The 11,231-nt window shown below is 67.6% G+C and carries 4 protein-coding genes; all 4 read right to left on the bottom strand.

Translation table 11 applies throughout. From position 1 onward, the window contains the following. On the bottom strand, nucleotides 1-1,264 hold a 1,264-nt coding region (locus AB0J67_RS35640), incomplete at its 3' end, for a hypothetical protein (RefSeq protein ID WP_363489260.1). After that, nucleotides 1,245-4,412 carry a helicase-related protein gene (locus tag AB0J67_RS35635; RefSeq protein ID WP_363489258.1) on the bottom strand — a complete coding sequence of 1,056 codons (3,168 nt, stop codon included), beginning with the start codon at nucleotides 4,410-4,412 and terminating at the stop codon, nucleotides 1,245-1,247. The genes AB0J67_RS35640 and AB0J67_RS35635, both read right to left, overlap by 20 nt. Beyond that, entirely contained in the window at nucleotides 4,409-5,929 is a 1,521-nt protein-coding gene (locus AB0J67_RS35630) for an NERD domain-containing protein/DEAD/DEAH box helicase (RefSeq protein WP_363489256.1), read from the bottom strand. The genes AB0J67_RS35635 and AB0J67_RS35630 overlap by 4 nt, the downstream gene beginning before the upstream one ends. Next, nucleotides 5,926-10,629: a DEAD/DEAH box helicase family protein gene (locus AB0J67_RS35625; RefSeq protein WP_363489254.1), complete on the bottom strand. Its 4,704-nt coding sequence runs from the start codon at nucleotides 10,627-10,629 to the stop codon at nucleotides 5,926-5,928. The genes AB0J67_RS35630 and AB0J67_RS35625 overlap by 4 nt, the downstream gene beginning before the upstream one ends. Nucleotides 10,630-11,231: the final 602 nt, after the last annotated feature.

The following is an 11,231-nucleotide window of genomic DNA, read 5'->3' as shown; positions in this document are numbered from 1 at the left end:
TCTCCCACTCGGAGACGCGTCGTTCGTCGAAGCGCAGGAAGAACCCCTCGCCGAACATCTCGATCGCCGGGTAGACAGGCCTGCGTCTGCGGTCGGGGCCAAGGTCGGCCGGGACGAAGTCGGCGTCGGCGCTGTGGCGCCGGAATCCTTTGAGCACTCTGACCTCGCGGACCCGGCGGACCTGGCCCGCTCCGGCGAGCAGGTCCGTTAGCGCCGAAGGCCACGTCGAGTCGTCGGGTACCTTCCAGCCGTCCACGACGAAGTCACCGCCGCTGTGGTCCCGTCCGCCCGCGATCTTCTTGACGAACGCCGCCCATTCGCCGTCTTTGAGGCCGAGGAGCGGAGGGTCGTCGACGTCGTCACCGCCAGCGGCGAGGCTGAGCACTTCCTCGGCCGAGACGCCGAGTTCCGTGGCGATCCATCCGGCGACCATCTCCGCCTGCGGACCGCCGTTGTCGGCCACCACCTTCTCGAAGTAGACGTGTCCGCGGATGCGATCAGCGGTCTCCGCCGACTGTGGACGCTGCTCGGGGATGTCGAGCGCCGACAGCCGCTCGGCTATGTAGTTGCCGGTGGCCCCGCGCTGGACGGCGTGCAGGCGCGACTCGCAGGCTCCCATCGGCCCCGACTCCTCCCAGGGCTGAGTGCCCTCGCACCGGATGCCGTCGCGGTGCAGCGCTTCCCTGCCCATCAGCTCCGACAACGGGCGTGATCGGCGGCATCCGCCGCACGCCACGCGCAGCGAGGCCAGGCCCTCGCCGTGTTTGGCCGAGCGTACGAACGTCAGCTCCTTGTAGGCCCGGCAGAACCGTACGGTGTCGGTCACGTCTGCGTCGCTCCCCCGGTGCGCCCACTTGAACCAAGGGATGTCCTGCATGTGGCTGCCCTTGCCGCAGACCGCCACGTAACGCATCGGGACGAGCTTGCCACCGCACTCGCAGTTGTTCGTCCAGCGACCTTTCTTCCTGCCCGTCGCCTTCGACAGTCGCGTGCACCGCTCGCAGAACCGCCAGGCGGGAAAGCGCCAATAGAGCAGGTGCGGGGTCTCCTTGGCCGCTCGCCCCGAGTGGGCCGGCGCCTGTCGAAGCACCCCGCCGCCCAGACGCGCGACGAGACGTTCGCAGCTGATCTCGGGAGCGAGTCTGCGATCCCACCACGATGTGTCTGGTGCGATCAGTGACTCTCCGAGTACGTCGACGACGGCGCCGACGCTGAACGGGGTGACCGTCTCGGCCAGCCGAAGGTCATGGATGATCCGTTCCACCTGTGGGCCCTTCCATCGGTTCACGTACCTGGACGGCGACGTTAGGGTCGACCGACCTCATGGAGTCACCGACCAGCCATCCCTCACCTCGTTGATCGATCCGCTTGAGCAGAGCCTCGTCGTCGGACTTGCGTCGCTCGTACTGCAGAGCGCCTCCGGCCTGTCGGGCCAGTCTCGCGCGCCGGTCCCAGTCCCGCAGGAGCCGCCACACGTGGTCGGTGGTCTCCTCGGCCTCCGCGTCCTCGGAGCGGCTCACCAGACTGACCAACGTCGCGACGAGCTGGTCGATCCCGCCGCGAAGCCGGGTGTCGTCCAGGTCAAGCCGGATCGCGGCATCGTTGTCGAGGAGCGCGGCGAACGAATGCCTGAGCAGCGCCACCAGTGCGCCGCCCAGCGACCGTTCCCGCGATGCCAGCGACCACGGGGTGACGCTGGTGGGTTCGACACTGCGGTAGAGCGTCTCGTGGTAGCTGCGGAACGTCTCGAAATGCGATCTGTCGCGGGCCCTGTTTGACCTGAATAGGGTCGTGACGATGCCGTTGTTGCGACCTCGACCGACACGGCTGGTGGCCTGGATGTACTCGGCTGTCGTCTTCGGCTGACCCACCATCAGCATCAGTGCCAGGCGCGGGATGTCGATGCCGACCGAGAGCATGTTGGAGGACAGGACCACGTCCGTCGCGTCGCCGGCGTCGTCGACGCTCTGGTTGAGTTCGCGCAGGTCGTTGGGCAGATCCTCCGGCCCCCGCCGGCTGGTCAGTTCCAGCACCCGGTCGGCGCGGACGCGACGCAGCGGCAGGCCCAGCCGATCCGACCGCGGCTCCAGCCTGCCGTTCACGTCGTCCACGACCAGGGTCCCGGTCCGGCCCAGTTCACGGAGGCTGTTGTGGTACATGACTGTCGTCCAGTACGAGTCGCGGGTCGTGCCCGACGCCGGGTCCCGCGCGAGCACCTGAGGCATCTCGATCAGGGGCGCCGCAGCGGCGACGACAGCAGAGGCCTGGGACAGCGACTGCGGCATCAACCCGACGTACAAGCGTCCTTCCCCGTTCGCGACGGGACGTGAGAAGAACGTCCGGTCGCCGTTCAGGCCCGCCGGCGGATACAGGGCGACGTCACGGCCGTACAATCCGCGGACCTGCTCGTCGGAGGCACGGATCGTGGCCGTCGACGCCACGATCTTCGGTGGTGTGCCCTGCCTGCTCAGCAGCATCTGGACTACGGCGTCGAAGACCGCAACCGTCGTGCCCAGCGGCCCCGAGAGCAGATGCAACTCGTCCTGGATGATCAGAGACGGCTGCCGGAACACCGTGCCCAAGCCGAGCAGGTTGCCCGCCTCCGGTTTGAACTGCAGGCGCGCGAACTTGTCCACGGTCGCCAGCAGGATGGTCGGCGGCTCGTCGTAGATGACGTCGTCGACCACCGCCACCGGCAGCTCACCGTGGAACCGGCAGCCCTCGTCCGTGCAGTGGACGACCACGTCGTGACCCGCGACCCGGAATCCGTACCGGCCGTGGTCCTGCGTCCTGGCCTCGGGTACGAGTGCGGCACCACACCACGGGCAGCTCTCGACCTGGAACTGATTGGCCTCCTCGGGCCGGGCCGCCTTGTGCAGCCGCTCGAGCGCGGCCTTGGCCTCACGTCGGGTGCCGGGGGTGACCTCGTTTCCGACCCAGAGCCCGATGGAGAACGATGCCATGCCCTTGGCCCGAGGGTCGTCACGGCGCAGCAGTTCCATGGCGCAGACCAGCGACGCGGCCCGCTGGAACTGCTGAGCGGTGAGCAGACGCAACGTGTACCGGGTGATCACTGCGGTGCCCCCGCCTGCGATGCCGTGGTCGACGCGGCGGCGGAAGATCTCGATCGCGGCCAGCCCGAGATAGGCCTCGGTCTTGCCGCCGCCGGTGGGGAACCAGATCAGGTCGACCAGTTCCCGGTCGTCGTGTGTCCCGTCGACCGTCGACGCCAGCGACACGAGTAGGAAGCCGAGTTGGAAAGGTCGCCATTGCGGCTCGCCGGGGTCCGGTTCGCGCCGTAGTGCGGTCTGACGCATCTGCAGCCGCATGGCCGCCATGCCGAGCGCGAACGCGGTCCGCAGACCCCTCTGCTCGGGATCGCGCAGCAGGTCGACCCCCTGTCGCATGCGGCGAACCGCGGCGCAGGCCCGGTCGGTGATGGAACGTGCGACCGGTGCGTCGGCACCGAACCCAGCCGCGTCGTCCTCCTGCCCGGTCACCCAGGCGGCGAAGACGGCCACGAACCTGTCGAGCATCGCGACGATCTCGTCCGGACTTTCGTCGACGCGCGCCAGGTCGTCCAGGCGCAGCGCCCTGGCCTCGGGCGAGTCGGCGGCGAATCCGGTGGTCTCGATCGCGGGGACGACGAAGGCCGGCACGGGGTCGAGGAACACCCGTGTGCACTCGCCGTCGGCGAGCTTCCAGCCGGCCGCCATGCCGTGCCCGACGGCGTACACCTTCCTGTCCCGGTATCGAAGGCGCAGTTGCGCGGACTCTTGGTCGAGGTCGAACGTGCTTGATCTGTCGTACTCGCGGATGCGGCCGCCGAGGCCGGGCGTCACGCCGAGCGCGACCTGGAACAGCATCCGCGCGATGTCGAGCCGGTCGTCGCCTGAAGTCTTCGACAGCACGCGCACATGCACCGTCACCAGATGCGCGGCACCGTACGGTCGCCATCTGGAGCCGATCTCGATCGGCACGCCTGCGGCGTCGAGCTGATGCGGTGGCCGGTCTCGCGCGAGCTCGATCTGTTCGAACCGGAAGGGGCGGCGTCGCCAACGGGGCGGGCCCTCGCCGGTGACCGGCTGGTAGGTGCCGCCCGAGAAGTCGCAGTCGACGGCGGGTGTGTCGGTGACGAAGGAGATCGCGATCGAGGACGGGCGCCAGTCCTCGGCGAGTGGGACGTCGGCGCCGTCCTCCTCGACGTCGCCCTGTACTACGTCGGCCTGGACGTCTGGGGTCCTGCCGGTTCCGTCGTCATGGCGGGTGGACGACCCGGAGGGGAACAGCATGCCGACGGCGTACTGGCGGTCCGGCAGGTTGAGGATGACCTCGTCTTCACCGCCGTCGGGTCCGACGTAGGTCGCCCGCAGGTGCGCCAACGCGATCTGCTGAGCCTTGGTCAGGTTCACTCGGTCACCAGTCGCTGTCGGAGTAGATGCTTTAGGCGGGACTTGTCGTCCTTTGAGGCGAGCAGGTCGAGGGAGACCCGGGCACGGGTCACGGCCACGTAGAGGGCGGATATCCCGGCCTGGTCGAAGGTCGTGGGCAGGTCGCAGACGATGACGCACTCGGCTTCGAGCCCTTTGGCGAACCTGGGGCTCGTGACGATGAAGCCATGCCCGGTTCGGGTGGGCGCGGCCGCGGACGTCGCACTGATGATCCAGATGTCCTCCCGGCGGACCCCGTCGGCGACCATGCGTCGGGCCACGGCCTCGGCCGCGTCGACGTCGGCCGCGCCGTCGGGCGTGTGCCAGCGGATCTTCTCGCCGTGGACGATGCCGGGATCGCCGAGGTCGGCACCCAGGTACTCCTGGACCATGTGCACGATCGCCCTGGTGTTGCGGACGTTGAGGTCCAGGTCGACCGACAGCGCGTCGGCGGTGACGATCTCCAGGACGTCTTCGTCGAAGCCGCCGTCGATGTGGGCCTGGTTGTTCGGGTCCAGGAACATCCGCCACCGGCCGCCGGCCCGCCCGCCGGTGATGGCCGCGTCGAGTCGGTCCATGGCCTCGGCGGTCATCAGGTCCTGGGCCTCGTCGACGAACACGGCGTCGTAGCTCCGGCCCGGCTTGAGCTGGTCGAACGGGACCAGGTCGATGTCGCGGCCGAGCACGTGCGGCGCGAAGAACGATCGCAGCTCGGGGGACCGAAACGTGATCATGACCGATCTGCCCTGGCTCGCGTCCTGCTTGGCCGCCTCGACCAGTACCAGAGACTTGCCGGTGCCCGCGCCGCCGAACACCATCACTCTGGGGTTACGGGCCAGCGACGCCAGGACCCGGCACTGGCCGGCCGTCGCCCGGTTCTGCTCCTCGACGACGGCCCCTCGCTGCGCGTCGATCACCGGAACCCGCGTGAACTGCCCGAACAAGCGCGATCGCAGCTCGTCCACGCGGGCGATCCGCTGCCCGGCAGGTGCCTTACGGGCGTCGGCCGCGATCGCGTCCAGCGCCTCGGTCAGGCCTGCGGCGCTCATGTCGTCCCTGGCAAGCCAGTGGGTCGGAGGCCACTCCAGGGAGCGCGGCGGCGTCTCGATGTCCGGCGTGACGACGACGGCCTCGTGCGCGAACCATCCGACCCCCTCCTCGCGCAGGACGTCACGCAGCGCGTACATCGCCGACCTCGCCTGCTCCATAGGCGAGCCGGCCAGCTTGTGCCAGTCGCCGCGCCGGTCGACGCTGTACCACGATCCATCGTGCTTACCGACCCCGCCGCCCTTGGCCTCGACGAGGATGACGACCTTCTTCCACAGGATCACGAAGTCGGCCTCGGCCTGCTGTTTGTAGGCGTGAGAGCGCAGCTTCACCGAGTGGAAGGCGACGGCGTCGGGGTCGCCGTCAACGGTTCGCAGAAGGCGGGCGATGCGCCGCTCGGCGTCGCTGTCGGCGTTCTTCTCGATGTCGGCGAGATCGGGCACCAGGATCATGAGTGCTGCTCCTGCCAGAGGGCCTCGTACTCCCGGTAGCCGAGCAGATCGTTGACCGCTCCGAAGTTGTCCGCGAGGTCGACGATCAAACACTGCTCCTTCCCGCCGTTCTCCGGGCCGCGCAGACCGCGGCCGGCCATCTGGATGTAGGCGCTCGGGCTGAACGTGGGCCGGGCGATGTACAAAGCTCGCACACCCGGGGCGTCGAAGCCCTGGATCAGCAGGTCGCAGTTGGCCAGCACACGGATCTCACCGCGCTTGAACCGCTGGATGATGTCGCGACGCTCCTGCCGGCCGGTCTGCCCGCTCACCGAGGCCGCAGCGACGTCACGACAGCGCAGGGTCGCGGCGAGCACCTGTGCTGACAGGATGTTCGGGGTGAACACCAGCACCGGCCAGTCCTTATCCAGCCCCATGATGTGTTCGACCAGGACCGACATGCGGGCGTGATCGCGTCCGATCCGGTCGAGGACGCTGTGGCTGACCTTCCTGAAGTTGGTGGCCTCCGCCACCTCATCCTGCTGCAGGACCACGTCGATGCCGGATAGCACCTCGTGCTCGACCCGTGCCAGCACCCCGATGTCGGCCAGCTGCTGGTACGCGTTGCCCCTGAACGCCTCAAGCTTGTTCTTGCCGAACCTGCTCGCGAGTGCGGCGGTCGCCGACTCAGAGGTGCCCTTGAACGGTGTCGCCGACAATCCGACCAACGGCCGCTCGAAACCTCGACCGGCCACCCCAAGCCAGCTCAGGATACGGGTGTACCGTTCAGAGTTCCCGGCACGATGCGCCTCGTCAATAATCACGGCGGTGGGGGTTCTCAACCACTCGTATTCGGCGTTGCCGCGGATCACGTCGAGTTTGGCATCGGTGGCGACGACGACGCTGAAGTCGGTGTCCGGTTCGTGCACGGTGTTGGTGTCCCAGAGCCGCCCTACGGTCAGCGGACGCTCGTCGCCCAGCCCTCTCCAGACCGTGCTCCACGTCTGCACGGCCTGCTCGCAGAGTTCCTCGGACTGTGCGATCCACAGCACGGGCCCCCGCAGTTCACCCTCGATGAACAGCGTGAGCACCGTCTCGCTCGCGACACGAGTCTTGCCGGCGCCGGTCGGCAGCTCGACCATCGCCTTCTGGTGGTCACCGTTGGCTTCGCGGTGGGTGAGCACGTCACGGAGCTGCCTGCTGATGTTGCGCTGAAAGTAGTGCAGCGGGTTGAGCCTCACCGCACCGGGGACGACGAATTCCTGGTTCTGCCGCTCGTTGCGGCGCCCGGCATACTCGCTGCCGAAGCCCATTTTCCGCAGCCATGAAATCGTGGTCGCCCCACCCGCCCATGTGGTCGGCACGTCGGGGAAGCCCAGCTCACGGAACGCGTCGGCGAGGAGCTTGAGCGAGTCCGAGCCGTACACGGTGAGGAACAGCTCCGCGACGGGGGTTCCGGAGTCGACCAGCCCCTGGGCTTCGAGCGCTGGCCAGAGTCCCTTGGGCAGGGCGTCGCGAAGGTCGTCGGGGCCGAAGTACACATCAAGCCGCTCCGCGTCGCTCTCGGCGGCCTTGGCCTCCTGTCTGCGGGCTTCGAGCTTGTGGTCGAGTCCGACCTTGAGCACGCCCTCGAGTTCGGCATTCGTCAGGCGCAGCTGGAAGGCCTCATTGACGAAGCCGAGCAGCTGCCGCTCGTCGGCGTTGCTGCGCACGACGAGTTCCAGCCCGTCGAGGTGCCAGTCGAGCGTTTGGTCCTCGACGCCGTCCTCGGTGGTCACTCGCTTGATCACCTTGGCCGCACGGGCAACGGTCGCGTTCACGATCCTCCCGACGTCGTGGGTGCTGCGCAGGCCGGTGAAGACGTCGATCACCCGTTCACGGTCCTGCTCTCCCACAGTCAGCATGGAGAAGGCGAAACTGTCCTCGAAGCGTCGGCAGCCGACCGATTCCACCAGTTCCGTGGCCCGGTCCTGGTCGACCCTCAGATAGGGGCGTTGCCGCTGCGAGAGGTACCTCTCCTGCTCGTCGGTCGTAGCCAGGTACACCGCCGCCGGGGGGCGCGGCTCGACGGCCCGCTTCACCCTCGCGGGGATGCTCGGCGGGTGGACGCCTCGGTAGGCGACGCGACAGGCCGCCAGGATGAATTCGACGAGCACGCGGTCGTCGGCGCCCGGGGGGAACAGATCCTGCCCCAGCGCCTCCTTCATCACGAGGGCGGGCACGTCGTCGAGTTCGTCGGGCAGATCCAACGCCTCGGCGACCTGACTCGATCCCTGCAACAGTGGAAGGAAGCCCGCATACCTGACCAGTGACGGCGCCACGACACCGGCTGGTGCCCGGAACCCTCGGCTGGTCTGCAGCAGGCCGGCTTCCTGCACTGCCCAGCGGACAGGAGACGGGATACGGTGAGTCCGGCTGCTGTCCAGATCCTCACAGGTCCATTCGGTATCCCCCACCTGGAGCAGCTTGACGGTCCAGTCCGCCCGCACCTTCTCCGGCGCCCCGGCATCGCGCAGTAGCACGAGCGTGGAGAAGGGACCGGGTCCCGTACCGGGGAAGAGATCGACGCGCTCGACCGGCCGCTCACCGGGGCCGAGAGACGCGTTCAACTCGGCCAGTGCCCAGTCCCGGTACTGTTCCAGACAGGGTTCGTCCTCAGCCGAATAACTGCGCACCACTTCATGGACGACCCCCAACTGGCGCGCGACCTGAGGCAAGCACCGTCGGCGATCCAGCGCCATGGCCCCGAAGGCGTCCCCCAGGTGGTCGCCCAGGTCGAACACCCGGCGAGGCAGCGCCCACCCGCCGTCGAGGGTAGGCACCTTGATCGCGCTGGCCAAGCCTGTCATCGCTTTGACCGCCTCGGAGACGGGCAGTTCGTCGACCGCGTTCCAGACCTTGGCCAGCTCCTCCTCGTCCGAGTCGTGCTTCAGCCTCGCGACACGGGCGTTGAGGATCGCCAGCGGGTCGAGGTTCCGGAAACCCGCCTTCTTGAGGCCGTCCTCCACGCCGGGCAGCGCCAGGAAGCCGGGCGAGACGAAGACCGCTCCCTCGATGTCGACGCCCTCCTCGCGGTGCAGGAAGACGACGTTCTTGTCTACGAGGGCCCGCATGCCGTCGGTCGTCGGGATGACTCTGGCACGGTCGATGTCCGCCATGCTCCGGTGGCCGCACACGAAACGGAAGGCATTGGCGGCGGACTGCAGGTCGGAACCCTTTGCCCATTCGTTCAGCCAGGTGAGCAGCCCTCGTTTCGGCACTGCCTCCACTGCACGTTTCATGTCACGCTCGTCGGCGTCGACGCCGCCCGTCGCTGCGGCCAGGAGTTGACGCAGACGCGTGGTGCGCTGCGGCGTCGTGTAGCAACTCCAGTGCGGCACGTCGTCACCGGTGTTCGGAGACTCGATCCAGGTCCGGTGGAGCTTCTCGTCGAGCGGGACGGCGAAGTCCAGCGCTCGTACCTTGGATGCCGCCACCAGGGCGCCGGTCGCGTCGGGAACGAGGTCGAGGCTCACCGACTTGCGCGGCACGTCGGCGCATAACTGCTCGTCGCCGAACGATAGCGCCTCCTTGCCTCGGGCGGGCATGTAATCGAGATGAGCCGCGGGGTCATCCGACGTGCTCACCCGCGGCAGCAGGCCGACGAACATCGCCGAGAGGGTCTGCAGCATCTCTCGGTTGTAGTCGTTCTTCAGTAGCGTCGTCCGGTCGTCGTTGACGCTCCACGGGGCGTTGAAGAGCGCGGAGGCCGAGGTCTGGTCCTGCAGGGGAAAGTAGGACCAGAACCTTCCGATGCGCTGTTTGCCGTATCGCCGCGGCATCGCGACGGTGACCTTGACCTCGGTGCGGGAGACCGCCTCGCCGACCTGCTTGCGAGCCTCCGGTGACGGCTTGTGCATCCGACTCGCGACGATCCATTCGTCGCCGCCGCCGTCCGGGCGCTCGATCTTGAACAGGCCGCCGCCGAGGTCACGGGACACGTGACTGGTCTGGAAGGCGTTGGAGCCCAGAACTCTGAGTCTGACCTCACGCACCGCACCGACGAAGAGCAGGAACTCCGAGTCGAACTTCTCGATCTCGATCCGCAGCCGCGTGAGACTGGAGGCACCCGGAAGCTTGATGACCGTGGTCGCCCAGCTCGCGAGCTCGCGCAGGACGGGATCCGCCGCGAAGGCGGCGCCCGAATCGGCGATGGTCGCGGTGCGCAGGACCGGGTAGCGGCGCGCCGTGGACCCGAGCGCGGCGATTCCGTCGCGGGCCGTAGGCGAGTTGAACTCGAACGACACCGATCGGCTGAAGACCTGAGGAGCGTCGGATACCGCGAGGACCGACTTGAAACCGAGCCCGAATCGCCCGATCTCATCGCCGCGCTTGCCGCTGAGGTGAGCGTGAGTGATCGCCGTCAGTCCGGCTTTGGAGAACGGACGACCCGCGTTGGCGCAGTAGAGCACCCCATGTGAGGCATCCAGGACGATCTCCACTCGACCGGCCTGTCCCGTCTCGCCATCGCCGGCTCCCGACATCGCGTCGGCGGCGTTCTGCACCAACTCGAGCAAAGTGCGGTTGGCGTACCCGCCGACCCGGATGGATTCCTCGTGGTTGGCATGCTCCTCGATGAGGTGCGGGTTCGCCCGGTAGGAGGCCAGAGCCCGATCGAACTGGTCCTCTACCTCCCGCACAAGCCCTTCGTCCGGCTCCCATGACTGCCCCACTGCCGTCACCTCTGAAGCACTCCTCACGTCTGCGGCGAACTTCCGTCAATCGGTCGCCGACTATCAGATTCCAGAGAAGACGTCGCGGCTATCGCGAGACAGGCTCGCAATAGCCGTGATTCGACTCATCCCATGTGGTCGCTCTCCGTTTCGAGATGCCACACCGACACCGCTCGTCCCGACTCGGCCTTCCATCCTGCCGCCGCGATCCCCCAATGTCACTAGTCCGTCGGTCCGACAAGATCGGCCCCATCTCCCACCACATGCGCGACAGACCGACAAGTGATCGTCAAGCGAACGACCCACCCCCACCGGCTCGACTGGAGATCAAGCGCGCTATCGCCGACCAGTAGAGCTGCCGAGAGGAGACCGACCGAGAGCGTGTTAGTTAGCGAGGTCAGGCACTACAGGTTTAGCTTTGAGCCGGCGTGTCCCGGTGGTGGATCAACAGGAACTATGGTGACAACGGCCAGTTCGTTGACCGACTCCGAGCCGCTCGCGATCCTTGAAGCTGTCCTTACGATCTTGTGCGCAATAGCTGACGGTGGCGGTTGCTGGTCCGATCGCAGATCCTTTTTGGATGCCGCGTCGATGGGCTCGTCGTGTCTTCA

The organism is Catellatospora sp. NPDC049609 (genome assembly GCF_040675365.1).
Taxonomy (GTDB): domain Bacteria; phylum Actinomycetota; class Actinomycetes; order Mycobacteriales; family Micromonosporaceae; genus Catellatospora.
Note: the sequence above shows the minus strand (reverse complement) of the source record. Positions and strands in the feature narration are given on the sequence as shown.